The 24,719-nt window shown below is 53.4% G+C and carries 25 protein-coding genes; 20 read left to right on the plus strand and 5 right to left on the minus strand.

Translation table 11 applies throughout. From position 1 onward, the window contains the following. Positions 1 to 85: 85 nt before the first annotated feature. The 7 genes from gyrA (at position 86) to MGLY_RS06455 (ending at position 6,878) form a co-directional block, all read left to right on the plus strand. The gene (gene gyrA, locus MGLY_RS06425; RefSeq protein WP_277997899.1) at positions 86 to 2,506 is read left to right on the plus strand and encodes a DNA gyrase subunit A; all 2,421 of its coding nucleotides are present in this window, start codon (positions 86 to 88) and stop codon (positions 2,504 to 2,506) included. Positions 2,507 to 2,640: 134 nt separating this feature from the next. Continuing rightward, the gene (pdxS, locus tag MGLY_RS06430; protein WP_156272579.1) at positions 2,641 to 3,528 is read left to right on the plus strand and encodes a pyridoxal 5'-phosphate synthase lyase subunit PdxS; all 888 of its coding nucleotides are present in this window, start codon (positions 2,641 to 2,643) and stop codon (positions 3,526 to 3,528) included. Between the two features lie 56 nt (positions 3,529 to 3,584). Then, a complete protein-coding gene (pdxT, locus tag MGLY_RS06435) occupies positions 3,585 to 4,151 on the plus strand; it encodes a pyridoxal 5'-phosphate synthase glutaminase subunit PdxT (protein WP_156272580.1) in 567 nt (188 codons plus the stop codon). A gap of 66 nt (positions 4,152 to 4,217) precedes the next feature. Then, the gene (locus MGLY_RS06440; RefSeq protein WP_156272581.1) at positions 4,218 to 5,354 is read left to right on the plus strand and encodes a glycoside hydrolase family 15 protein; all 1,137 of its coding nucleotides are present in this window, start codon (positions 4,218 to 4,220) and stop codon (positions 5,352 to 5,354) included. 98 nt (positions 5,355 to 5,452) lie between these two features. Next, a complete protein-coding gene (locus MGLY_RS06445; protein WP_156272582.1) occupies positions 5,453 to 5,758 on the plus strand; it encodes an AbrB/MazE/SpoVT family DNA-binding domain-containing protein in 306 nt (101 codons plus the stop codon). Further along, positions 5,758 to 6,174, plus strand: coding sequence for a PIN domain-containing protein (locus MGLY_RS06450; protein ID WP_156272583.1), 417 nt, complete (start codon positions 5,758 to 5,760; stop codon positions 6,172 to 6,174). The genes MGLY_RS06445 and MGLY_RS06450 overlap by 1 nt, the downstream gene beginning before the upstream one ends. Before the next feature lie 365 nt (positions 6,175 to 6,539). Then, a complete protein-coding gene (locus MGLY_RS06455) occupies positions 6,540 to 6,878 on the plus strand; it encodes a hypothetical protein (protein WP_156272584.1) in 339 nt (112 codons plus the stop codon). 367 nt (positions 6,879 to 7,245) lie between these two features. Here MGLY_RS06455 and MGLY_RS06460 read toward each other — a convergent pair whose 3' ends face one another. Beyond that, entirely contained in the window at positions 7,246 to 8,208 is a 963-nt protein-coding gene (locus MGLY_RS06460; protein ID WP_156272585.1) for a hypothetical protein, read from the minus strand. A 101-nt stretch (positions 8,209 to 8,309) separates the two neighbouring features. Between MGLY_RS06460 and MGLY_RS06465 the strand changes: the two genes are divergently transcribed. After that, positions 8,310 to 9,656, plus strand: a complete 1,347-nt coding sequence (locus MGLY_RS06465; RefSeq protein WP_156271486.1) for an IS1380 family transposase — start codon at positions 8,310 to 8,312, stop codon at positions 9,654 to 9,656. Between the two features lie 201 nt (positions 9,657 to 9,857). Here the strand turns inward: MGLY_RS06465 and MGLY_RS06470 are convergent, their stop codons facing one another. The 4 genes from MGLY_RS06470 to MGLY_RS06485 all read right to left on the minus strand — a co-directional run bounded on the left by MGLY_RS06470 (position 9,858) and on the right by MGLY_RS06485 (position 12,090). Beyond that, on the minus strand, positions 9,858 to 10,364 hold the full coding sequence (locus MGLY_RS06470; RefSeq protein WP_156272586.1) for a transposase family protein: 507 nt from the start codon (positions 10,362 to 10,364) through the stop codon (positions 9,858 to 9,860). 2 nt (positions 10,365 to 10,366) lie between these two features. Beyond that, complete coding sequence (locus MGLY_RS06475; RefSeq protein WP_246187429.1) at positions 10,367 to 11,122, minus strand: Druantia anti-phage system protein DruA; 756 nt, start codon at positions 11,120 to 11,122, stop codon at positions 10,367 to 10,369. Between the two features lie 285 nt (positions 11,123 to 11,407). Then, on the minus strand, positions 11,408 to 11,812 hold the full coding sequence (locus MGLY_RS06480) for a type II toxin-antitoxin system VapC family toxin (protein WP_156272588.1): 405 nt from the start codon (positions 11,810 to 11,812) through the stop codon (positions 11,408 to 11,410). Next, positions 11,809 to 12,090 (minus strand): ribbon-helix-helix protein, CopG family, encoded by a 282-nt coding sequence (locus tag MGLY_RS06485; protein ID WP_156272589.1) that lies wholly within the window; start codon positions 12,088 to 12,090, stop codon positions 11,809 to 11,811. Before MGLY_RS06485 ends, MGLY_RS06480 begins: the two co-directional genes overlap by 4 nt. Positions 12,091 to 12,416: 326 nt before the next feature. Between MGLY_RS06485 and MGLY_RS18765 the strand changes: the two genes are divergently transcribed. The 12 genes from MGLY_RS18765 to MGLY_RS06545 all read left to right on the plus strand — a co-directional run bounded on the left by MGLY_RS18765 (position 12,417) and on the right by MGLY_RS06545 (position 24,697). Beyond that, entirely contained in the window at positions 12,417 to 12,851 is a 435-nt protein-coding gene (locus MGLY_RS18765) for a DUF6431 domain-containing protein (RefSeq protein WP_422880105.1), read from the plus strand. 142 nt (positions 12,852 to 12,993) lie between these two features. Further along, on the plus strand, positions 12,994 to 14,250 hold the full coding sequence (locus tag MGLY_RS06495; protein ID WP_156271578.1) for a helix-turn-helix domain-containing protein: 1,257 nt from the start codon (positions 12,994 to 12,996) through the stop codon (positions 14,248 to 14,250). A 1-nt stretch (position 14,251) separates the two neighbouring features. Further along, the gene (locus MGLY_RS06500; protein WP_156271579.1) at positions 14,252 to 15,052 is read left to right on the plus strand and encodes an ExeA family protein; all 801 of its coding nucleotides are present in this window, start codon (positions 14,252 to 14,254) and stop codon (positions 15,050 to 15,052) included. 11 nt (positions 15,053 to 15,063) lie between these two features. Further along, entirely contained in the window at positions 15,064 to 15,366 is a 303-nt protein-coding gene (locus MGLY_RS06505; protein ID WP_156271580.1) for a hypothetical protein, read from the plus strand. A 363-nt stretch (positions 15,367 to 15,729) separates the two neighbouring features. After that, positions 15,730 to 16,506, plus strand: coding sequence for a DeoR/GlpR family DNA-binding transcription regulator (locus tag MGLY_RS06510; RefSeq protein ID WP_156272590.1), 777 nt, complete (start codon positions 15,730 to 15,732; stop codon positions 16,504 to 16,506). Positions 16,507 to 16,526: 20 nt separating this feature from the next. Then, the gene (pfkB, locus tag MGLY_RS06515) at positions 16,527 to 17,510 is read left to right on the plus strand and encodes a 1-phosphofructokinase (protein WP_170290947.1); all 984 of its coding nucleotides are present in this window, start codon (positions 16,527 to 16,529) and stop codon (positions 17,508 to 17,510) included. A 23-nt stretch (positions 17,511 to 17,533) separates the two neighbouring features. Continuing rightward, positions 17,534 to 18,583: a uroporphyrinogen decarboxylase family protein gene (locus MGLY_RS06520; RefSeq protein WP_170290948.1), complete on the plus strand. Its 1,050-nt coding sequence runs from the start codon at positions 17,534 to 17,536 to the stop codon at positions 18,581 to 18,583. Positions 18,584 to 18,820: 237 nt separating this feature from the next. Further along, positions 18,821 to 19,882 carry a LacI family DNA-binding transcriptional regulator gene (locus MGLY_RS06525; protein ID WP_246187430.1) on the plus strand — a complete coding sequence of 354 codons (1,062 nt, stop codon included), beginning with the start codon at positions 18,821 to 18,823 and terminating at the stop codon, positions 19,880 to 19,882. A 110-nt stretch (positions 19,883 to 19,992) separates the two neighbouring features. Beyond that, positions 19,993 to 20,937 carry a carbohydrate kinase family protein gene (locus MGLY_RS06530; RefSeq protein WP_156272593.1) on the plus strand — a complete coding sequence of 315 codons (945 nt, stop codon included), beginning with the start codon at positions 19,993 to 19,995 and terminating at the stop codon, positions 20,935 to 20,937. An 18-nt stretch (positions 20,938 to 20,955) separates the two neighbouring features. Beyond that, positions 20,956 to 22,050: a type I phosphomannose isomerase catalytic subunit gene (locus MGLY_RS06535; protein ID WP_156272594.1), complete on the plus strand. Its 1,095-nt coding sequence runs from the start codon at positions 20,956 to 20,958 to the stop codon at positions 22,048 to 22,050. Between the two features lie 49 nt (positions 22,051 to 22,099). Beyond that, positions 22,100 to 23,155 carry a uroporphyrinogen decarboxylase family protein gene (locus MGLY_RS06540; RefSeq protein ID WP_156272595.1) on the plus strand — a complete coding sequence of 352 codons (1,056 nt, stop codon included), beginning with the start codon at positions 22,100 to 22,102 and terminating at the stop codon, positions 23,153 to 23,155. 33 nt (positions 23,156 to 23,188) lie between these two features. Next, positions 23,189 to 24,697 (plus strand): sugar ABC transporter ATP-binding protein, encoded by a 1,509-nt coding sequence (locus MGLY_RS06545; RefSeq protein WP_156272596.1) that lies wholly within the window; start codon positions 23,189 to 23,191, stop codon positions 24,695 to 24,697. The last annotated feature ends 22 nt before the right edge of the window (positions 24,698 to 24,719 follow it).

Raw genomic sequence — 24,719 nt, forward strand, 5'->3', positions numbered from 1 at the left:
CCCCCGTTTTTCTTTAGAACTGTTTGTCGCTAGCTTCCAGCCGGGTATAATTAAAGGGTCACTCTTGAAAGAAGGTGGAAAATACTTGGCCTTGAGAGAGGGCGGTAAGATTTTAGAAGTCAACCTGGAAGAGGAAATGAAGCGTTCCTACATTGACTATGCCATGAGCGTTATTGTGGGCCGCGCTTTACCTGATGTCCGCGATGGCTTGAAACCTGTCCACCGGCGGATCCTTTATGCCATGTACGAAGAGGGGCTGACCCCGGATAAGCCCCATAAAAAGTCGGCCGTCGTCGTGGGTACGGTGTTGGCCCGTTACCACCCCCACGGCGATGCCGCCGTCTATGAAACCATGGTCCGCCTGGCCCAGGATTTTGCCTGCCGCTATCCCCTGGTGGACGGCCACGGTAACTTCGGTTCCGTCGACGGCGACTCCCCGGCGGCCATGCGCTATACCGAAGCCCGGCTGGCGAAAATTGCCCTGGCCATGCTGGCCGATATTGATAAAGCGACCGTCGACTTCAGCGATAACTATGACGGCAGCCTGAAGGAACCGGTCGTGCTCCCGGCACGGATTCCCCAGCTTTTAGTCAACGGGTCGGCCGGCATTGCCGTGGGTATGGCCACCAACATCCCGCCCCATAACCTGGGGGAAGTTATCGATGCCCTGGTCTACCTGATTGACCACCCGGAGGCCGATCTCAAAGACCTGACCCGGTTTATCAAAGGACCGGACTTTCCTTCCGGAGGCCTGATTATCGGCCGGGAAGGGATTAGAAATGCCTATCGCACCGGGCGGGGTAGCATTAAGATTCGCGCCAAAGCCCAGGTGGAAACCTTAAACAACGGCAAGAGCCAGATTGTGGTCACGGAAATCCCCTACCAGGTCAACAAGGCCCGCCTGGTGGAAACTATTGGTGAGCTGGTGCGGGAAAAAAAAATTGACGGCATTGTTGAGCTGCGGGACGAGTCCGACCGGACGGGGATGCGCATTGTCATCGAGCTGCGCCGGGATGTCCAGCCCAGGGTGATCCTTAACCAGCTCTATAAACACACCCAGATGCAGGAGAATTTCGGGGTCATTATGCTGGCCCTGGTAGATGGAAGGCCGCGGGTCCTCAATTTACAGGAAATGCTGACCCTCTACCTGGATCACCAGAAGGAGGTTATCACCCGCCGTACCCGCTATCTCCTGGCCCAGGCCGAAGCCCGGGCCCATATCGTGGCGGGCCTGCGCATTGCCATCCAGTTTCTCGATGAAGTAATCAAGATTATCCGCCAGTCGCCCAATGAACCTGAAGCCTGCCGGGGCCTGATGGAGCGTTTTGCTTTAAGCGACAGGCAGGCCAAAGCCATTGTCGACATGCGCCTGGGGCGCCTCACGGCCCTGGAAAGGGAAAAACTGGAAGAAGAGTGGGAGGAACTGCAAAAGCGTATAGCCTACTTGAAGGAAGTCCTGGGCCATGAGGCCATGGTCTACGGCATAATCCGGGAGGAACTCCTGGAGTATAAAAATAGATTTGCTGATCCCCGCCGGACGCAAATTGTCCTGGAAGAAGAAAACCTGGAGGTAGAAGACCTGATTGCCCGGGAAGATATCGTCGTCACCCTGACCCGCCGCGGCTATGTCAAGCGCCAGCCGGTAGACGCCTACCGCAGCCAGAAGCGGGGCGGCCGCGGCATCCAGGCCATGGGTACCCGGGAAGAAGATTTTGTCCAGGACATCTTTGTCACTACCACCCATCACTACCTCCTTTTCTTTACCAATAAGGGGCGGGTCTTCCGCCTGCGGGGCCATGAAGTACCGGAGGCCGGCCGCCAGGCCCGGGGGACGCCGCTGGTCAATTTAATTTATCTCCACAAGGAAGAAACCATTACCGCCGTTATTCCCATCCGCGACCCGGGCGAAGAGGCTTATCTCTTCATGGCCACCAGGAGGGGTACGGTGAAAAAGACCCCCCTGGCTGAATACCAGACTTCCCGGCGGGACGGCCTCATTGCCCTTAACCTGGAAGATGGCGATGAACTGATCGGTGTCCTGCGGACGGAAGGGGATAACGAAGTTATCCTGGTGACGCGCCGGGGCAAGGCCATCCGTTTTGCCGAAGATGAAGTCCGGCCCATGGGCCGGGCCGCCCACGGCGTGAAGGGCATCGAACTGGAAGACGGGGACGAGGTCATCGGCCTGGTCCGGGTTAAAGAAGGGGCCGAACTGGTCGTTGTTTCTGAGAAGGGTTTCGGCAAGCGGACGCCTTTAAGCGAGTACCGGGCCCAGGGCCGGGGCGGCAAGGGGATTATAACCATGAACGTCACTGAGCGCACAGGCCCGGTAGCCGCGGTGACCGTCGCCGCCCCGGATGACGAGCTAATGCTGATTTCGGCCGAGGGGATTCTCATCCGCCTGGGGGTGGAAGACATCTCCCGCCAGGGACGCATTACCCGCGGCGTCACCCTGATGCGCCTGGATCCCAGTGACCGCGTGGTAGCCATAGCTCGCGTGCAGTAAGACTTAAGTTTTATAGCAAAAATTATGTTATATTGAAGGATTATTGCTTAAGAGGTATCCCTGTAGTAGAATGAAGGAGAATGAAACTGTGCAGCCTGAACGGTCGAAGAGTGAACAATGTGGGGGGGTACAAAATGGCAGCAGAAAAGGGAACCTGGACGGTAAAAAAGGGCCTGGCGGAGATGCTTAAAGGCGGCGTCATCATGGACGTCACCACCCCGGAACAGGCTAAAATTGCTGAAGAGGCCGGGGCCTGCGCCGTCATGGCCCTGGAACGGGTGCCGGCCGATATTCGCGCTGCCGGCGGGGTGGCCCGCATGGCCGACCCGACGGTTATCTTACGGATTATGGACGCCGTATCCATTCCGGTGATGGCCAAGGCTAGAATCGGCCATTTCGTGGAGGCGCAGATTTTAGAGGCCCTGGGCGTTGACTATATCGATGAAAGCGAAGTCCTAACGCCGGCCGATGAAGAATTCCATATCAATAAACATGAATTCAAAGTGCCCTTCGTCTGTGGCGCCCGCAATCTCGGCGAGGCTTTAAGGCGCATCGGCGAGGGGGCGGCCATGATCCGCACCAAGGGCGAGCCCGGTACAGGCAATGTCGTGGAGGCTGTCCGTCATATGCGCCGGGTAATGAGCGAGATCCGGCGCCTGCAGAACCTGCCCGATGAGGAATTGATGACCTTTGCCAAAGAAATCCAGGCTCCCTATGAACTGGTCCGGCAGGTGAAGGAACTGGGGCGCTTGCCGGTAGTCAACTTTGCCGCCGGCGGCATCGCCACCCCGGCCGACGCCGCTCTAATGATGCAGCTGGGCGCCGACGGTATCTTCGTCGGCTCCGGTATCTTTAAATCCAGCGACCCCATGAAACGGGCGCGGGCCATTGTGGCCGCCACCACCCACTTCCGGGAACCGGAAGTCCTGGCCGAGGTATCTAAAGACCTGGGTGAAGCCATGCCCGGCCTGGAGATTGCCACCATCAGGCAGGAAGAACGCATGCAGGAACGCGGCTGGTAGGGCAGCATTGCAATCGTTACAATTTAATGTACTCAGGGGATAAAGAGGCGAGTAAAATGAAAATCGGTGTGCTGGCCATGCAGGGCGCCTTCCGGGAGCATATTGCCTCCCTGGCGGCCCTGGGTGTGGAAGGTATAGAGATCCGGCGGGAAAGGCAACTGGAAGGTATTGCCGGGCTGATCATACCGGGCGGCGAGAGTACAACCATCGGCAAGCTAATGGAAGAGTTCAACCTCCTGGAACCTGTACGGTCACTGGCGGCAGCCGGTATGCCGGTCTTCGGCACCTGCGCCGGGATGGTACTCCTGGCCAAAGATATAATCGGCAGCGACCAGCCCCGCCTGGGGCTGATGCACGTCAGCGTCCGGCGCAACGCCTATGGCCGCCAGGTGGACAGCTTTGAGGTCGACCTGGAGATCCCCGTCCTGGGGGAGGAGCCCTTTCATGCCGTCTTTATCCGCGCTCCTTACCTGGAGAGGGTTGAGCCCCCGGCGGAATCCCTGGCCACCTTTATGGGCAAGTCCGTCATGGCCCGCCAGGGGAACCTCCTGGCGACGGCCTTCCACCCGGAACTGACTAAAGATTTACGAGTACACCGCTATTTCCTGGCGATGATAAAATAAGAGGGCTGGCGACAGCCCTTCTTTTCTTTCACTCAGCCAATTATCAAGAACTACCGGGGAGACTTTATGGAAGCAGGTCAACTTTTTGCCCGCAGCATAGATATCTTGAAAGCCTACCAGTCACCTACGGGTGCTTTTCCTGCGGCTCCTGATTACCCGCCCTATAATTACGCCTGGCTGCGGGATGGGACCTTTAGCGCCCGCGCCCTGGACCTGGTCGGGGAAAGGGAAGCAGCCGCTGGCTTTTACCGCTTTGGAGCCCGCACCATTATCGCCCATGGCTACAAGGTAGAGAGAGCCATGGCGGCCGTGGCCCGGGGCCAGCCCATAGGGGATGCCACCTGCCTCCATACCCGCTATACCCTGGCCGGGGAAGAAGGCCGGGAGCCCTGGGGCAATTTCCAGCTGGACGGCTACGGCACCTACCTCTGGGGCCTGGCCGCCCACCTGCGGGCCGGCGGCCCCTGGGAAGATATTTACCGCCGGGCCGTTGACCTGGTGGTGCCTTACCTCACCGGCCTCTGGCAGCACCCCTGCCTGGACTGCTGGGAGGAATACGGTGATTACCGCCACCCCTCCACCCTGGCGGCCATATATGGCGGCTTGCAGGCCATTTTACCCTGGCTGGAGGACGAAAGCCGAAAAACAGGATTCCACGACGCCGGCAGGGAACCAGAAAGGGAGCAAAATCCGGGACGGCTGGTTTTAAAGGTAGAAGATGTACTGGAACGGCTGCCTGAACTGGCCAGGAGTGAGTTTATCCGGGACGGTCACTGGGTAAAGTTTGCCGGGCAGGATGCCGTTGATGCCAATCTCCTCTGGCTGGGAGTACCCTTCGGCCTCTGCAGCCTGGATGATCCCGTCTTCCGGGAGACGGTGGCCAGGATCGCAACCGAACTTTGTTCCGGTGGCGTCAAGCGCTATTCTGCAGATACCTACTACGGCGGCGGGCAGTGGCTGCTCCTCACCGCCTGGCTGGCCTGGTACTACCGCCTGCGGGGGGAAGAAGCCCCGGCCCGGAAACTCCTGGCCTGGGTGGAAGCCCGGGCCGATACCAACGGCTTCCTGCCGGAGCAGGTGCCGGAAAACCTTACTTCCGAGGCCCACTACCACTACTGGCTGGAGCGCTGGGGGCCCATCGCCAACCCCCTCCTCTGGTCTCACGCCATGTATATCATTGCCGCAAGGGGCATGGAAGTTTAAAATAACTATCGTCCGTCGCCATCATGACCTGCAAGTGTTAATTCAACCGCTTGCAGAACTTACCTTCATCTGATATACTGATATTCGGAGGTGGGATCATGAACGCTGCTCTAACAGAAACCACAAAAATAGGTAAAAGGGGTACGGTTGTAATTCCGGCAAGCCTGCGTCGTAGATACGGCTTGAAAGAAGGGGCTTTGATGATAGCCGAAGCATGCCCGGAAGGGATATTATTGCGCCCGGCGGTAGCCCTGCCCGTAGAAATTTATAGTCCTGAACGTAAGGCCGAATTTCTTTTAAATAATTGCATAACACCTGAAGATTATGCCTGGGCCGTCGAGGAGGTACGCCGGCTGGGATTGGATCCAGCTAATATCCCCCATGAAAGGTTAAAAGATAATTAATGGACCGGCTATTTTTGGATGCCAATGTATTATTTTCCGCCGCTTATGGCAGTCCTACGCTAAACCAGTTATGGGAAAGGGAACGCCATAATCGCTGTCGGCTTTTGGCCTCCAATTATGTAATCGAAGAAGCCCGGCGTAACCTTGAACAACAGGAACATTTAATACGCCTGGAAAAACTGGTGGCGCAACTTAGAATCGTTCCCGAGGCCGACATCACCATTCCCTGTCCAATTAATCTACCGGTTAAGGATCATCCTGTACTTGTAGCTGCGATCCAGGCCCGGGCAACCCATCTCATTACAGGGGATTTACGTCATTTTGCCCCTTATCGTGGCCAGGTTATTGCAGGTGTACGCATCTGTACCCCCCGTGATTACTTTAGCAGCCTGGAGGACGTAGCCACGCCCGGATAACCCTCGCAGTTGCGGTCGAAGCCGGTGCCTGTAGTGACGGCTACCCCGGCCCTCCCCGGCACTTTGATTTTAGACATACTTTATGCTCCATATGTCCATAAAGCGGAGAGAAAGTGGAGAGAAAGCGGAGAGGGTCCGGAATAAAGCGTTAAATATAGTTTAACCTGCAGTAGCTTTACGAGGGCGGCGCAACTTTAAGATTTTTACGGATTACGAAAAAGACACGCCGGTGGCCGGACCGGTAACCACCTGATTTTTTATCCCTTCTACCGGCAACGAGAAAAACGTCCCGGTCCCGGACGGTTACGCAATTAGCCATCACCTCCGGCTCCCTGTTAGAATGGGGGCGAAAGGAGGTGAGCAAGATGGCCAGAGTAACAGCGCCCCTAATGTCCATGGATGCCAGCGGCGCTGTGGGGAAATCCCTGGTATTCGGTAAATGGAAGGGTATTAATTATGCGCGCCGGTATCTTGTGCCTGTGAATCCCAATACCATGAACCAGAAGAAAGTCCGCGGCTATTTCTCCCGCGCGGTGGCCGCCTGGCACGGCGAGAACAGCGAGGTTAAAACGGCATGGAACACGGCCGCCGGCAGCAGGGCCATGACAGGGTTTAATTACTACGTGGCCCAGTACATCAAGTACCTTCACTCCCACAACGGCGAGGACCCTACCGCCCCCTACCAGCCGCCCGGACAACCGTGATTGCTGCACCCCAAGGAGCGGCAAGGCTATTAGCTTTGCCGCTCCTTGAATCATGCCGATGAAGCCCCGGCACCATCTCCGCCTTGCCGGCAAGGCCAGAGGCGGAATAGTCTCGAGGTTTAAGGAAGTGAAGAAAACCTCATTATCTTGAAATCAGTGCTGACGCATGAACTTATTTCAAAACGGGTTTAAAGATCAAAAAACAGGCGACCAGGCGATGTGATAAGAAACCAAGACGGGAAAAAGGGCTTTTTATGTCTGCGGGAGTTTGGGAGGGAAAAGCGGGGGTAAAAAAAGGTGCAGCAAAGTAAGCCACCCCTTAAGGGGGCTTGTGGGTAGGGATTAAATGGCAACTGGCGTAAAAATATTAAAGGGCCAGCCGTATCCTGGGGGCTCTGGTGCAAAGGGCTAGCAATTGGTCGGGATTAAGCCAGCGGTTCATCCAGGTTTCCCGGAGAAACCTGATGGTTCCCCTTAGGCCCAATTCCTGTACTTTTTTCATCAAGGCCTCTGTATGTAAGGTCAGGATATTCAACAGATGCCCCAGATGCATGAGCAAATGCCAGTTTTTCATTGCCGTCCAGTTCAGGGAAAAGGCGTGTTCGTACTGGTAGCCCTGATGCTTTTCCAGCAGGATATTTTCTTCGATGTCCCAGCGGTGGCGGGCCGCTTTATTGCAACGGGCGACTATATTTTGTTTCGTTAATGGCCGTGAGGATACCCACATCCAGTGGGCCTCCTTCTTGGCACCGTTCTCTTCCCATGTCTCTGTGCATCCCGCCACATGGATTTTTAACCGTCGTAAGGACCCGGAAACTTCCCGGAACTCGTAGTCGATGTGGTTGGCCCACCAAAAGTTTTGCTCCCGATTGCCCCACCGGTACTTTAGGGTCTGGTCTTTTTCCAGTTTTCTAATGGCCTGCGCCTCTTCCGCAACACTTATCAGGCGGTCTTGAGGCAGAACAAACATAAAATCCAGATGTAATTGGCGGCACAGGGCCATTATTGGTCCATTGGCATACAGGCCGTCAGCTACTATCATCATGCGTAACTTGGGAAAGGCTTTACGCAGGCGTACCAGTAACCGTTTACAGGCTTTTAATTCGCAATCCTGTTTGGTGAATATGATGTCCTCGCCGGCGGGGTTTTCACAGAACTCCGTGAGTAAGGGGATGGTTACCCCCTGGGGGCCGACCAGGACTGCTTCTAAAGCATAAGCGGCATATGATACCTCTTCCCCACGTTGACGGTGGAGGGCTTCTTTAGCCCAGGGCCACCGGCGCGCTATCTTCTGGGTCCCATCGATGGCTACTACCTGAATCCGTGACAACCCAATAACAAAATATCTGGATATGGCTCAAAACCTCGCGAAAAATAAGGTATAATAGGCTGGATGGCAAACGAATCCATGTTCACCTGCGAGGTGCGGCCATGAAATTCATCATTGAACAGTCTGATGAACACCTTACCCCCGTTGCCGGACTGGCTCTGGTGGGGGAAATCATTGATCATACTGCTCTGAAACTCAGGCTAAATAAGACCCGGATACCTGGTGTTTCTTCTCCGGATATTTCTCACGGGGATGTTATCACCTCTTACGTGGGCCTGCTTTGCCAGGGTCGCAGTGATTTTGACCATATTGAGCTTTTTCGGGATGACCCCTTCTTCGCTGCGGCGCTGGGTATTCAGGATGTGCCTTCAAGCCCTACCCTGCGCCAGCGCCTGGATATGATAGCTCATAGTGTACCCTACCAGGAGATTATCCTCGAGGAAACGGCCAGGTTCCTTAAGAAACTTAAGGCACCGGTAACTCCTGTTACCCTGGGTTCCAGGGAACTAAAGCGCCAATATGTCCCTTTGGATATTGATGTTACTCCCTTTGATAATTCAAATTCCAAGAAAGAGGGTGTTTCCAGGACCTATAAGGGCTACGACGGTTATGCGCCTATCTTCGCCTACCTCGGTAGGGAAGGCTACTGCGTCCATACCGAACTGCGGGCCGGGAAACAGCATTGCCAAAAAGGGACGCCGGAGTTCCTGCGACAAGCTCTAACCTTTGCTCGCGCTATCACTTCGCTGCCACTTTTAGTACGGATGGATGGCGGTAATGACAGCCAGGATAATCTCCAGGTCTGTTTGGACCCGGAAATCAAAGCCGATTTTATCATTAAGCGTAACCTGCGCAAGGAAACGCCGGAGGCCTGGCTGGCCATTGCCAAGGAAAATGGTACCGCCACCCTAGAACGGGAGGGAAAAACCGTCTATCGGGGGCACCAGATGGTGAAAATCGAGGGTGCTGACACCCCTGTCCGTCTGGTGTATAAGGTCACCGAGCGGACGATATTACGAAACGGCCAGCTTCTCCTGGTCCCGGAAATTGAGGTCGAAACCTACTGGACCACTTTACCCGACCCGGTGGAGGATATCATTACCCTCTACCACGACCACGGCACCAGTGAGCAATTCCACAGTGAAATCAAAAACGATTTAGACCTGGAACGGCTGCCCAGCGGCAAGTTTGCCACCAATGACCTGGTGCTACACCTGGGTGTTTTCGCCTACAACATTCTAAGGCTTCTGGGGCAGTTTAGCCTCCCGCTAAAGGAGGTACCGCTGCGCAATAAGAAAGCTCAACGCCGGCGGCTGCGTACCGTTATACAAAACCTGATTACCATAGCGTCCCGGCTGGTTCACCACGCCCGGCAGGTCAAATTACGATTTGGGCAGCACAGCCCGTGGTATCCAGCTTTCCGGTACCTATATAAAGCGTTGGCTTAATACAGAACTTCTAGCTCCAGTTAGCTGTATAAGCAGGCTCCAAGCCTCTTAGGACGAGAGGTCTACTTTGTTATTCCCTTATCCAGGGGACCCAAGGTAAGAGTAAATAGCCTTCGTCCACATAATCAACTTTAGACCCAATTCAATGTATCAGCAGATGTTAAATATAACTGTTAATACCATTTACTGTTAGTGCGAGTTCTACCCAGTTGTTATTATCACGGATTCAGGTACTATATAATGCTTTTCTACCAGTAATGCCTGGAGCTGCCGGTTACGCAGCAGTCGTTTGATTGTTTGCACCAGAACTCCTTCCAGTTGCTCCGGATTGATCTTTTCCAACAGACGATTGACGGTGTCCATATGGGGGATACTTTCAATCTCCGGAAATACCTCCCTAAATAGCTCCCAAAAGGTGGGTCGGGTCAGTTCTCGATTGGCTTCCCTCCTTGAACTATAGGCGAAGATGAATAGAAACAGCGCGAAGGTCAGGAGTACGACCAGTTTATGCCGGATGCTTCCCGGCCGCCTGGGGTCTGGTAGGCGGGCGAATTTCTCCATCAATTGCGGTAACTGTGAACGCCATACCGGCAATTGTGCCGCCAACGCCCCTTGCCGTTCGGCGCCCTCCTTGGCACTGTTGATATAGGCATTTTTACGATTGGCCAGGGTCGCCGGGTGGAGGGTTTCGGGATGCCGTAAGGCCATATTTATTCCCCTCCCTCGTCTAAGGTTTCTTCAATATACTCCGGGAAGGGTTCCACCAGCCGCCGGCGCCAGTTACGTACCAGGGGGTACACCCAGATTGCTTTGACCGCAACGGCATATTGATTAAAGGTGTCTTGACGCCCGCGGCCGGCGGTCTCGCCTATATATATCCAGTTGGCCGCCCGGTAACAGGTACCCTGGTATTCCGGTTCCACAAAGGTTTCTAAAAGAACAGGTTCATAGCCGTAACGTTCCCGCCAGTCCACCCTGATCCGGCGGGCCGCCAGGGCAAGAGCGTGACTCGCTAAGTGCGGGATATGGACTTCCGGTAAGATCAAAAAGCGGTTGTTGTTGACAATCCTGGGCCGGTAACGCCGACGCTCCTCGGCCGTCCAGCCGATCCATTGATCCCTCGCTGCCAGAGCCTTGGCGGCGGCGCCAAACAACATCGCCCCTACTATCTCCCGGCCATTGGCTCCTTGCACCCGAATCCAATACCGTTGCTGCGCCCCGATGGCACGAACATACCCTAAAGGATGGTAAGCCGCCATCGTGGCGTTCCAATCTGCCCTTTCTAAAGGGGTGACTGGATCTATGGTAACCGGCGCCACTTCTTGAAGTTTGGCCTCGAGCCGTGTTTGTATCGCAGTTCCCAGTCGCTCTCCGCCGACTTGGCGCACCTTATTCTTTTGCAGCGGTGGTAAGGTGATGACCCCTTTTTGTTCTAATTCTAGCAGCAGCTTTCTACAGGCTTCCATCTTTAGCCGCCCATTCGGAGCCTTCCAGGGCAAATTCTCACATATGGTCGCCGCTATTTCTTCTCGGCTTAATCGGGAAAATCGCTCTACTGTGTCGCGTATTAAGTTGATATCCGCCTCGGTAAACTCTCTATCCCCAATCCAAAAAGGCACGTCCATCTGAAATTTCACCTCGCTATTTCTCCAAGGCTATTTTCTCAGATTGGCTCGTGCCTGTCCAGTCCTATTTGCGATAAAATTTTCTCGGAACCTCTGTTTTATCCAGATGTCGCAAGGCCTTTTTTGTTAATGCGTCAGCACTGTCTTGAAATGGCGGTCGAAGGTGGCGATACGAGGGATGTTGTTAAGCCGCAAAATAGCGGCGCTGGTAGCGTCGGCTAAAGTTAGGGAATGATCGGAAAACTTCTCCAGGAGCCTACGCGCTTCCTGCAGAATTTCCTTATCGACCCAGATTATTTCGGTAAATCCTTCCTCAACTTGCTGCTTTATTATATCAAGGAACTGCAGGGCTGCCTTTGTATTTAACTTGCGCATCAGTAAAGTATAAGTTTCAGATAGGATCAAATCAGAGGTGATAAGCAGGGTGCCTTCGGCTTGTAAGGATAACATCACCTGAGCGGCTTCGTCATGATGCTGGTCGCTCCGGACCAGGTAAGCAAACCATAAACCTGTATCGACAAATACTTTCATTGATTTGCCTCCGGATACCCCGGGCCATATATTATTTCATCATGCCTTTCGCTGGCTGTAAAGGGGCTCGTTTCGCCAGCAAAAATTCCTATCGCCTTCAATACCGGATTCTTTTCCGGAGGTGTATTACGCCGCTTTTCCTGCTCAAGGTACATGATCAGCGCCCGGCGAACGATTTCCGATTCAGAAACCCTGGCTCGTCGGGACAATTCTTTTAATTCTTTATTCAGGGTAACAGGCACATACAACTGGCGTCTTACCATCTTGATTTGGGGCATATGAATTTACCTCCTTCTCAGTATCATTATAGTATAATGGTGTATAGTGGGCAAGTATTATACACCATCTAAATACTTGTAGTGGCAATGTTGGATAGAGCTTTATTGTCATTTAGCACACTATCATCCTTAAAACTAGTCCTAACTTTATCAATTTAAAATATCGAGATAACATGTAACAGTTCCCCCAAAGTGATATAATTTTAGCAAATTATTCTGGGGGGCTGTTTATGCAACTGGTATACAATTTCGGTATTTCCCTGGAGGATTATGCTGCCCGGGGTAAGAAAAATGAGTTTCCCGTCATAGAGTCTTGCCCTATCTGTATGGCCCGGCAGGCTCTAAAGCGGCATGGTTTTTACTGGCGTAATGCCGGTAGTGACTCGGAAAAGTGGCTACAGCTGCCCATCTGCCGCTTTTGGTGCCGCTCCTGCCGGCACACCTTCTCTCTTTTGCCTTCCTTTCTCCTGCCGTATTACCAGTATTCCCTTAAGTTCATTCTGGACTGTCTCATATATTTCTTCTCCAAGGCCCGCCTCCTTATTTACTACCAGCTGCTCCAGTTCTACCGCCGCCGTTGGGCGAAGAACATGAATTGCATCCAGGCCTTCTTCCGGGAGCAGGGTTACCAGGAAATAATCCCGCCGGAATTTAAACAAAGGGCCATAAAATTGCTGGAAATGATTGCCGCGTTCCCCAACGCCGAAACCTTTTCCCAAAGGTTCCATAATCATTTCCGGCGCAATTTTATGGCTAATTAATTTTACCATGCTTTCCCCGGTTCCGTAAAGCCTCCCTGCTACATTAGCCACCACACACCTTTTGCCTGTCCTGGGGGACAGGTTAAGGTTAAACTGGTAAATGACCGGACCGGTTAACCTTAAATCCTGGGGAGGGGTTGTGATGGACGAGAAGGACCGGGAAAATATCGCTCTTTTTCGCTTTAGCTTGATTGCGCCGTTGTTGCAGGGTCAGGTAGCCAGCAGGAAGGCCTACCTGGAGAGTATTACGGCCAGACCCCATGAAGTACCGTATTATGGCCTCTGCGACTATAGCCCCCAGACCATTGCCAGCTGGCTCAGGGATTACCGCCGCGAGGGGTTTGAGGGGTTAAAACCGAAAAGGCGTTCTGACCGGGGAAGGCCGCGGGCCTTATCCCCGGAGTTACAGGAGCAACTCCTGGCCCTGCGCCAGGAGGAGCGTTCCTGTCCGGCTTCTGTCTTTTATGAACAACTGGTGGCTAAAGGTGTTATTTTACCGGACGCCGTTTCTTACGCTACCATTTACCGTTTCCTGAAATCCAGGGGGCTTTTAGGCCGGGAGATGCGGCGGGAGCCGGAACGGAAACGCTTTGCCTATGATACGGTGAATACCCTCTGGCAGGGGGATGTGGCGGCCGGGCCTTACCTTCGCGTTGGCAACAAAAAGGTGGCTACTTTCCTCTTTGCTTTTATCGATGATTGTTCCCGCCTGGTGACTTTTGCCCAGTTTTTTACTTCCGAGAAGTTTGAGTCTTTGAAGGTGGTCTTCAAGGAGGCTATCTTACGCCGGGGCATTCCGCAGATGGTCTACGTGGATAATGGTAAAATCTATCGTTCGGAGCAGCTGCAGCTGGCCTGCGCGGCCCTGGGGATAGCCTTGATCAATACTAAACCCTATGACCCGCAGAGCAAGGGTAAGATCGAAAGGTTCTTCTTGACCGTCAGGCAGCGTTTCTTGCCCCTGGTTAAAGATGAACACCTTAAATCTCTGGATAACTTGAACCGCTCTTTCTGGCAGTGGCTGGAGGAAGATTATCACCGCCAGGTCCACAGTGCTTTGGGTATGAGCCCCCTGGATAAGTTTATGTCCCAGTTCAGCCAGGTTAAGATGGTGAGCGACCCGGCTGTTCTGGAGCCGCTTTTTTTCAAGCGGGAGGAACGGCGGGTACATCATGATGCTACTATCTCCATTAACAAGCGCCTTTTTGAGGTGCCGCCTCAATTTATCGGCAACCGGGTGGAGGTGCGCTTTGACCCGGAAAAACTGGAGCGGGTCTTGATTTTTGTGGCCGGTAAAGAGGTGGCGGTGGCACAGCCGGTGGCGCTCAGTGTTAACGCCCGGGCAAAGCGGGAGAGCAAACTTTCTTTTGCCAGCTTACAGGGAGGGGGCCAAAACTAGAATGTACCAGGCTTTTTATGGCTTAAAAGGGGCTCCTTTTGGCAAGGAGCTAAAACCCCAGGATGCCTTCCTTTCCTGCAGTTTAAAAGAAACGAGGGCCCGGCTGGAGTATTTATCCCGCGTCCGGGGCATGGGGGTCCTGGTGGGGGAACCGGGAGCCGGTAAGACCTTTGCCTTGCGGGTCTTTTGTGCTAATTTAAACCCGGCCCTCTTTAAGGTTATTTATTTGCCCCTGGCCACAGGGACGGTCATGGATTTTTACCGCGGTTTGGCCCGGGGCCTGGGGGAAGAACCGTCTTTCCGCAAGATTGACCTTTTTCACCAGATCCAGCAGGCGGTCCAGGTGTTCTTCCGGGATAAAAAGATTACGCCCGTCTTCATCCTGGATGAGATGCACCTGGCTAACCCCAAATTCCTGCTGGACCTGGCCCTGCTCTTTAATTTCGCCATGGACGCCTTTAATCCTTTTATCCTGGTCCTGGCCGGCTTGCCTTTTTTGTTGAGCCGCTTGGAGTTGAACCAGACCCAGTCTCTGGCCCAACGCCTGGTGGTTCGCTTCCAGGTGGAACCTTTAAACCGTGAGGAGGTGGGCGCCTACCTGGAGCACCATTTATCCCTGGTGGGGGCTACCAGGCCTTTATTTGAGCCGCCTGCCGTCGAGGCCATCGCTTCTCGCTCCCGCGGCTGGCCGCGCCTGGTGAACAACCTGGCCCTGACTTCCCTCCTCTGGGGCGCCCAGCTTAAAGCCCAGCTGATTAGTGCTGATGTGGTCCGCCAGGCAGCTGCCGAAATTGGCCTCTAAGGGTGGTGGCTATGCTTAAGCTTGCTTCCCCCAGAGACGTGGAAAGTCTCCTGGAGATCCTGGCTTTCGTCCTCTGGGCGAATACTTCTGGTTCCTACGGTGAGGAATTGGAACGCCCGGTATTGGATTTCGCCCGCGACCTTTACGCTGAATTGCTAAAATACCTGGAGTCTTTCTATACCGCCCGCGAGGAACCCCATTATTACAGCTTTATTTGCCAGTTGCAACTGGAACAAGGATTTGATTTCCAGAGAAAACGCCTGGCTGCCCTTGATAAAAAATTGGCGGAACGGTTCAAGGCCCCTTCTTTTTAGGCCGCGTTGAGCGGCTTTTTTCTTTGTGGCTTTTATTGTGCTAATGTGCAATTCCTGAGAATTTGGGGTGCTGTAATTTGATAATCTTGCAGTTTGTGCCGGCGGCGTGAGTTACTTTAATTTGAAAAACGGTGGTTAATTTAATGTGCTAAATGACACTTTATCACAGTCACAGGATCTTTCTGGGACTTATTTGTCCTGTCAATTGCAAGACATGAAGATTGATTAAGGCAGCCGGTAATGGTTGCCTTTTTAACTATTAAGTTACGATTTTTTTCGTTAAAATGATCTTGACATCAAAAGTAAATAATCGTAAACTATAAGCGAAGAAAATGAAAAAATATGAAAGGTATAAAGCAATATATGTTCGCAAGCGAACGCAAACAAAAGATAATAGAAATCCTGGAACATACACCGGCAGTGAGAGTAGCGGAATTAAGCGAGCTCTTTCAAGTTTCCGAAGTAACCATCCGACGTGATCTCCAGGAATTAGAAGCGGCCGGCCTCCTGAAACGTACCCACGGCGGTGCCGTGAGCATTACCACGGCTTCCTTTGAACCAACTCTTATAGAGAAAGAAGAAGAACACCTGGAAGAGAAAAAGGCCATCGCGCGGGCCGCCCTGGATTTGATTGCTGACGGCGATACTATTTTACTGGATGCCGGTTCCACCACCTTACAGCTGGCCCGCTTGCTGAAGGCGAATAAAAAACAGGCCCTCACAGTGGTGACCAACGCCCTCAATGTAGCCTGGGAACTGGCCTTCGTTGAAGCCATCGATTTAATTCTCACCGGCGGCCACCTGCGTCACCGCACCCTTTCTTCCGTCGGTCCCATTGCCGACAATACCCTGCTGGGTTTATACGTCGATAAAGTGTTCCTGGCTACCAATAGCTTAGATGTCGAGCGGGGCCTGACTACGCCCAATATCTACGAGGCGCAGACCAAACAGAATATGGTCAAAGCTGGCCGCGAGGTTATTGTCCTGGCCGACCACAGCAAGTTCGGCCGCACCTCACTGGGATTTGTTTGCCCCATAACGGCCATTCACCGGCTCATTACCGATCCCGGTGCCCCGCAAGAGGACCTGGCGCGCCTGAAGGAACGCGGCGTGGAAGTAATCGTCGCCGCCAGAGATTGAACTACCAGGAGGGGTCATTATTGCCTGCACCCATCATTACGGTTACTTTGAACCCGGCCCTGGACAAGACGGTTGTCGTCGAAAACTTTGAGCCTGCCAAAACAAACCGTGCCCGTTTGGTGTGTTACGAGCCTGGCGGGAAAGGAATTAATGTTGCTAAATTTTTACATAAGCTGAATTATCCGGTTATTGCCACCGGTTTCCTGGCCGGCCATAACGGTATTCTGATTAAAGAGGCCTTACAGGAGAGAGGCATTCTTGCGGATTTCATTGAAGTCGAAGGAGAAACCAGGATCAACCTGAAGGTCATTGATCCTGTCAAAAATACTGAAACGGAAATCAATGAAAACGGGTTTATCGTCAGGAAGGAAGATTTAACCGCTCTGGAGCAGAAGCTCGATGCATTGCTGTCCCGTTGCCGGTTGCTGGTATTATCGGGCAGTTTGCCCGGGGGCGTCCCTGGCGATTTCTATGCCACCTTAATTCGCCAGGGACAGAAATACGGCATTGCTGTCATCCTGGATGCCGAGGGGAAGGCCCTGGAGTACGGCCTGGCGGCCAGGCCCCTGCTGGTAAAACCCAACAAGTATGAAGCCGAAACCCTGCTGGGCGAGCATATCTCTACACCTGAAGACGCCGCCCGCGCCGGGATAAAAATCCGGCAGGCCGGGGCGGCAATGGTGGTCATTTCCCTGGGCGCCCTGGGGGCGGTGGCTGTGGACGGGCACCAGGCCCTGTGGGCGCAGCCGCCCCTGCTGGCGGTTGGTAGCACCGTTGGCGCCGGTGACGCGATGGTAGCCGTCCTGGCTCGGGCTGTATGTATAGAGACCGGCCTGGCGGAGGCCGTGCCCCTGGCGGTGGCCGCCGGCACCTGGCTTGCCGCCCGCCGCACCGGGCCCCAGAACAGCATCAGCCTGGAAACCCTGGCCCGCCAGGTTCAAGTAATACACATTAAAACCCGTCCAGCTAGATGGGCTGCCCCGGAAATGAGGGTTTCCGGTTAAGCAGGGAAAAGGAGGAAGTTAATTTGAATTCCTACGAACGCGCCGTGGCTACCCTGAAAGGGGAAATCCCCGACCGGGTGCCAACCTTTGAACTGATGATCGACCCGGCGGTCATGCAGGCTATCACCGGTAGCGACGATTATGCTGATTTCTGTGAATACGTGGGCCTGGATATAGTCGTCACCGGTACCCCTTCTAAACTATATGCCGAAAAGGTTATTGATCCTGCCAGCCGCACTATTATCAACGAATGGGGCATTGTCCGCCGCTACAGCGAGCAGGTGGTTTCCATCCCCCTGGAAGGCCCCATCAAGAAACCTGCCGATATTGAAAATTACACCCCGCCCGATCCCTATGATGAAAGGCGCTATGTCCAGCTCAAAGCCCTGCTGCAGCGCTTTAAGGGCAAAAAGCTGGTAGGCATGCACCTCCACGACTCTTTTAACTACCCCGTTTACCTGCGGGGCATGGAACAGCTCTTCATGGACCTGATTATAAACCCGGAATTGGTGCAAAAACTGGTGCGGATTTCCGTGGATCACAACATCGCCATCGCTGAACGGGCCATCGACCTCGGCGCTGACTTTATCATCCTGGGCGACGATTACGGCAGCAGCACCAGCACCCTGGTATCGCCGCAGCATTTCCGCGAGTTTTTCCTGCCGGGATTAAAGGAAGTAGTCCAGGCCGTCAAGGCCAAAGGCGCCTTTTGCCTGAAACACTGCTGTGGTAACATCAACGCCATTGTCGATGATATGGTGACCACCGGCCTGGACGGCCTGCATCCCCTGGACCCCGGCGCCGGCATGGACATGCTGGCCGTGAAAAACCGCCATCCGCAACTGACGGTTATCGGCGGCATCAGCTGCGCCGAGCCCCTGACGGAGTACAGCGTCGAGGAATTGAAGCAGGAGGTCAAAAGGGTGATTGACCGGGTAGCCCCCGGCGGCCGTTATATCCTGGCTTCCAGCAATTCTATCCACAGTAAAGTGAAACCGGAAAATTTCCTGGCCATGCAGGAAGCAGCGCGAGAATACGGGAACTATGGAAAGTCCGGTAAGCAGTCAGGGTAGTAGTAATCGCCCGGATACAGGAGTAGAAGAACGGATTAATCAAGGAAGGTTATTTTGACTGGAAAGGTAACCACGTTAAAGCTTTCCCTGCATACCAATTTCACTTACCAATATAGATTGGCAAGAAGTTTTTTTTCAAAAAAAATTACAGAGTAGCAGGAATCCCGAAGGTGACGTCGAATATATGACAACGATAGTTATCGACAACGTTATCAAGTCAGAGGAGTAAAGTTTATTTTGATAAATAGGAATGATTCGCCTAAAGGGCTGCCTACTATTAAAGACGTGGCTGCTGCCGCCGGGGTTTCCTTGAAAACTGTTTCCCGGGTCATCAACGGCGACGAGCACGTCCGCGAGCAGACCAGGGAAAAGGTCCTGGCGGCCATCAAGGCTGTGGGTTACCAGCCGAACGCCATTGCCAGGAGTTTACGGGTTAAAAAAACTTATACCATCGGCGTCATCATCGCCGATATAACTAACAACTTTTACAGCGCTATTGTCCGGGGTATCGAAGACATCGCCACTAGTAAAAACTACAGCCTCCTGATTGCTAATTCTGACGAGATGCTGAAGAAAGAAAAACAGTATACCCGCATCTTTGTGGAAAAACAGGTGGAGGGCATGATTATCGTCCCGGCGGGCGGCTCCCACCAGTATCTAGAGCACCTGGCCGGGCACCTGCCCCTGGTCTTTGTGGACCGGCAACCGGAAGATTTTAAGGGCGCCTCCATTGTTAAGGTGGAAAATAGCCAGGGTGCCTATAATCTAACTTGCCATTTACTTCAACACGGCTACCGGGAAATTGCCTATATCGGCCATATCGCCAGTTTAACAACTGGGGAAGAACGCTTCGCCGGTTTTAAAAAAGCCATGGAGGAATATGGCCAGGAGATTAAACCTTTCCTGGTGCGGATGGGTAGTAAAACGGTAATGGATGCTTTCCGGGCCACCCAGGAGGTTTTAACGGAACAGCCGCGCCGGCCCCAGGCCATCTTTGCTACCAACAATATCATGGTGCTGGGAGCCTTACGGGCCCTGACCTATCTGGGCCTGGAGGTGCCGCGGGATATAGCCCTGGTGGGTTTTGATGATTTTGAAACTGCGGATACCTGTCGGCCGCGCCTGACCGTCGTTTCCCAGCCAGCCTACGCCATGGGCCGGGAGGCGGCTATTATGTTGTTCCGCCAGATGGAAGGAGCTGCTGCCGGGCAGGAAATTACCTTGCCGACGGAGTTGATAATCCGGGAATCCTGCGGCTGCCTGGGGCAATTCCACGACAGCCCGGAAAGGAGAAGATAAGCTAAATTAGCATCAATTGACAACGTTGTTTTTTTGTCGAAGAAGCTGCCGCATTAATATTTCAAAATTAGCGCTTATGTAACCGGAGCCTTTTAGCGAGGTGGCTGTTGATGCCGGAAGTAATCTGCCTGGGGATTATGGTAGTCGATTTAGTGGGCCGGCCGGTGCGCGTCATACCGGAAAAAGGGAAGTTAACCCTGGTAGATACCATGGAACTGCATACCGGCGGCTGTGCCGTCAATACCGGGCGAGCCTTGAGCAGGCTGGGGGTTAAAACGGGCGTTATTGGCAAAGTAGGAACCGATGCCCTGGGCGACTTTATCATCAAGGAACTGGAAGTTGCCGGTATTGATACCCGGGGCATCAGGCGGGCCGCCGGAGTCAATACTTCAGCGACCATGGTTATGGTCAGTGAAGACGGCGAACGCTCTTTTATCCACTATATCGGCGCCAATGCTACTTTAAAGCCGGAGGATATTGACTGGGATCTGGTAAAGGGCGCGCGCCTGCTGCACCTGGCCGGCAGTTTAGTAATGCCGGGTTTTGATGGTGAGCCGGCAGCCGGGGTGCTAAAAAGGGCGCAGGAGATGGGCTGCCTGACCAGCATCGATACGGCCTGGGACGCCACCGGCCGCTGGCGGAAGCTCATTGATCCCTGCCTGCCTTATACCGATGTCTTTTTACCCAGCCTGGACGAGGCGCGAATGCTATCCGGCTATGAGGAACCCGAAGCGATAGCGGCCAGCTTCCTACAAAGGGGGGTGAAGATAGTCGGTATTAAGATGGGTGCCGCCGGTTCTTATGTAGCTTCGGCGAAGGAGAGCATCCTGATGCCGCCCTTTAAAGTCCAGGCCGTTGATGCCACCGGGGCCGGCGATGCCTTTGTAGCCGGTTTCCTGGCAGGGCTGGTGCGGGGCCTTGATTTAAAAGAAACAGCCCGGCTGGCCAATGCCGTCGGGGCCCTGGCCGTCACCGCCGTTGGCGCCTCCAGCGGCATCCGTAGCTGGGAAGAAACTCAAGGATTTATTACGGCAAATTATAATAACACCAACTAACAAAGGAGTCATAGTAGTATGCTTTATCCATTAAAATTTCGCCCCCATTTACGCTTTTATCCCTACGGCGGCTACCGCATTGCCCGCATGTTTGCCAAAGAGGATATTCCCACTGACAGGACCGTAGCGGAAAGCTGGGAAATCAGCGCCTGTCCCGGGTCGGAAGGGATTATTAAAAACGGCCCTCTGGCGGGCTTAAACCTGCAGGAGGCAGTGGATAAATTCCAGGCTGACCTGGTAGGGGAAACGGTCTGGCAGCAATATGGGAATTACTTTCCCCTGTTAATCAAGTTTCTCGACTGTGCCAAGGACCTGCCGCCTCAGGTCCACCCCGATGACGAGTATGCTGCGAAAGTAAACCTGCCCTACCGGGGCAAGACCGAGGCCTGGTATGTCCTGGCTGCCGAGGAAGGAGCCAGCCTCTGGTGCGGTAGCAAGCCGGGATTGACGGTAGAGGAATTTCGCACCCTTATCGAGAGGGGCGATACCTTTGCCCCCATGAAAAAGGTGCCCAGCAAGGTAGGAGCCACCTACTTTATCCCCGGCGGCCATCTCCACGCCATCGGCGCCGGCAACTTTATCGTGGAAGTGCAGCAGAACAGCGACGCCATCTTTGCCTGGGACTGGCTGGACTGGGATTTTGATGAAGAACGCCGTAAGAGCGATATTGAACACAGCCTGCAGGCGGCCGTCATCCAGGATGGCGATCCCGAGGATATCGCCCCTATCACTTTAGAAAAAGGGAAAAACCTCCATGAATATCTTTGCGCCTGCCGTTACTTTACCATGGAACGGCTGAGCCTTAAGGAACCCTGGGCTGAAGGCGGGGATCCAAGGCGATTTACCGCCCTGATCCCGGTAGCGGGCCAGGGGCAGTTGAAGTACGACGGCGGAGCGGAGCAGGTTAAAGCCGGGGAATCCCTGCTTTTACCGGCGAAGATGGGCGCCTGGACCCTGGAACCTGAAGGAGATCTGGTCTTAATTCGCGCCCTGGTGCCGGTAGATTTGCGGGAGGATATCATCCAGCCCCTACGAGCGGCTGGGATAAACGATGAGAGAATTATATCCCTTGGTGGTTATGGCATCCAGAATGACTTGCGCGGCCTGATATAGGGCATCTGCGGCTTTAATACATCGAATTTTCTTGAGGAGGTCATTGAAAATGGGAAAAATGACGAGCCGTGAGCGTTTCCTAAAAGCTGTTTGCGGCGAGCGACCTGATCGAGTGCCGATTTTTGACTTCCTTTTCCAGAAGGATATCTATGAAGCCACTATTGGACGTCGTCCCAAAAGTTATAATGCCCGGGATGCAGTAGAATGTACTTTGGCCTTAGATCTGGATGCCGTATGGGTGCCTTTTGGAGGTTTTCAGGGATGGGAACCCAAATACCTTTCTGAGAATATTTACCAAGATGAATGGGGCACCACTCTACAAGTAAGCGAATCTGCGTGGCCGATTGACGCTCCCATTGATTTCCCGATTAAAGATCGCAAAGACCTCCAGGCATATAAAGCACCCGATCCTCTGGCCCCGGGCCGCCTACAGGAAGTAAAGACTGCGTTAGACATGGTTGGGGGCAAGATAGCCGTATTGGGTGGAGTCCAGGGTCCCCTAACTACTGCATGGTTAATTATGGGGCCCACCAAAATCATGTATAGTTTTTATGATGATCCCCAGTTATTACGCGATGTCTTCAAACTTTCTAATGACTTTTTCATCGAAGCAGCGAGGTTATTGGAAGAGGCAGGGATTGATGCCATCTTCGTCAGTGAAGATTTAGGCGCTAGTGCCGGTCCTCTATTTTCCCTGCAGATGTTCCGGGAATTTATCTTGCCCTACTTTGTCGAACTGGTGTCTTCCATCCATGTTCCTGTTTTACTTCATAGCTGCGGTAACATAAATATTTTCCTTGATGACCTGGTAGCCACAGGTATTAAGGCCATCCATCCCCTGCAGCGCACAGCCGGCATGGATTTAAAGACCGTTAAAGAAAAGTACGGGAATAAAATAGCCATTATCGGTAACGTCGACTCTTCCCGCACCCTGCCGGAAGGGACGGAAGAAGATGTGGAACGAGAAGTGCAAGAATGCATCGAAATTGCCGCTCCCGGCGGTGGCTATGTTTTAGCCTCCGATCACTCCCTCCATGATGGCATTCCGGTTAAAAACATCCTGAAAATGATCGAAGCGGGTAAGAAGTATGGTGTTTATGAATAAAGCTCTTTAGGTTAAAGAAAGGAGGGGTAAAATTTGCCTGATAGCCCCTATATCCTGGAAATGCGATCCATTTGCAAAAGTTTTCCAGGTGTCCAGGCTTTAAAAAATGTCGACCTAAAAGTGAAACGGGGCGAAATTCACTGCCTTCTGGGGGAGAATGGTGCCGGGAAGTCGACCCTTATTAAGATTCTCGCCGGTGTCTATCCCATGGATGCCGGGCAAATAATCGTGAACGGCCATGAAGTTACTATTAACAGCCGTCGTGACGCCCAGAATTTGGGTATCAGCTTTATCTTCCAGGAACTTAATGTCGTTAATCAGCTAACAGCCGCTCAGAACCTGACCTTGGGAGAAGAAAAACACCGTTGGGGCGTTATTAGCCGGCGGGAAGAAATAGCCATTGCCCGCAGCCATTTGCAGGAGCTAGGTATCGAACTTGACCTGCAGGCCAGGGTAGGTAACATGACTACCTCTCAGAAACAGATGCTCCTCATCGCCAAAGCGGTATCGACCCAGGCCAAGATAATTGTTATGGATGAGCCCACAGCAGCCCTGCCGGAAAAAGAAGTGGCCATCCTGTTTAATACCGTTAAAAGGTTGCAGCGTAAAGGAATTACTTTTATTTTCGTATCCCACCGCCTGCAGGACATCTTCCAGATAGGGGAAAGCTTCACGGTATTGCGGGATGGGGAAAATGTAGGCACGGGTCGGATTGCCGAAATTACGGAAACGGAACTCATCAACCTGATGGTCGGCCGTAAAATAGAAAGCCTCTATTATTGGGAACCCCGGCCAATAGGACGAGAGGTATTGCGATTGGAAAACCTCTCCGCCGTCAGCCTGTTGCAGGATATCAGCTTTAGCTTACACGCAGGTGAAATATTGGGGGTGGCCGGGTTGGCAGGCAGCGGTAAAAGCGAACTGGCCAAAGCCATTTTTGGCGTCAACAGGATAACCGGCGGCAGGATGTACTTGGACGGACAGCCCTTCCTTCCGGGAAGCCCGCGCGAGGCTATTGTTAGGGGCATCGCCCTGGTGCCCGAAGAAAGGCGTAGCGAAGGTATTGTCGGCGTTTTAAGCGTGCAGGACAACTTGTGCCTGGCCTGTCCGGGGCAAATCAGTTCTGTCGGCGTTTTAAAGAAAAAAGCCGAAAAAGCCCGTGCCCTCAACTTGATCAGGAAGCTGGATATCAAAACCCATAGCCCGCAGCAGCAGGTAGCCAACTTGAGCGGAGGTAACCAGCAGAAGGTGGTATTAGGTAAATGGCTGGAAAGCAGCACCCGTATCTACCTTATGGATGAACCTACAAGGGGGATAGACGTCGGCGCCAAGGGCGAGATCTACAAGCTAATCAATAATCTGGCGCGGGAGGGGGCGGCCGTTCTCATCTGTTCATCGGAGCTACCCGAACTCTTGGGCGTGTGCGACCGTATTTTGGTTATGCGTGAAGGCAGGTTGGCGGGCATCCTCTCCCGCGAAGAAGCAAACCAGGCCCGCATCTTGAGCCTGGCTATTGGAGGAGAACAAAAAAATGCGAGTTAAAGGTAAAAACCTAAACCAATTA

Origin of the sequence: Moorella glycerini (genome assembly GCF_009735625.1) — a bacterium.
GTDB classification, from domain to species: domain Bacteria; phylum Bacillota; class DSM-521; order Neomoorellales; family Neomoorellaceae; genus Neomoorella; species Neomoorella glycerini.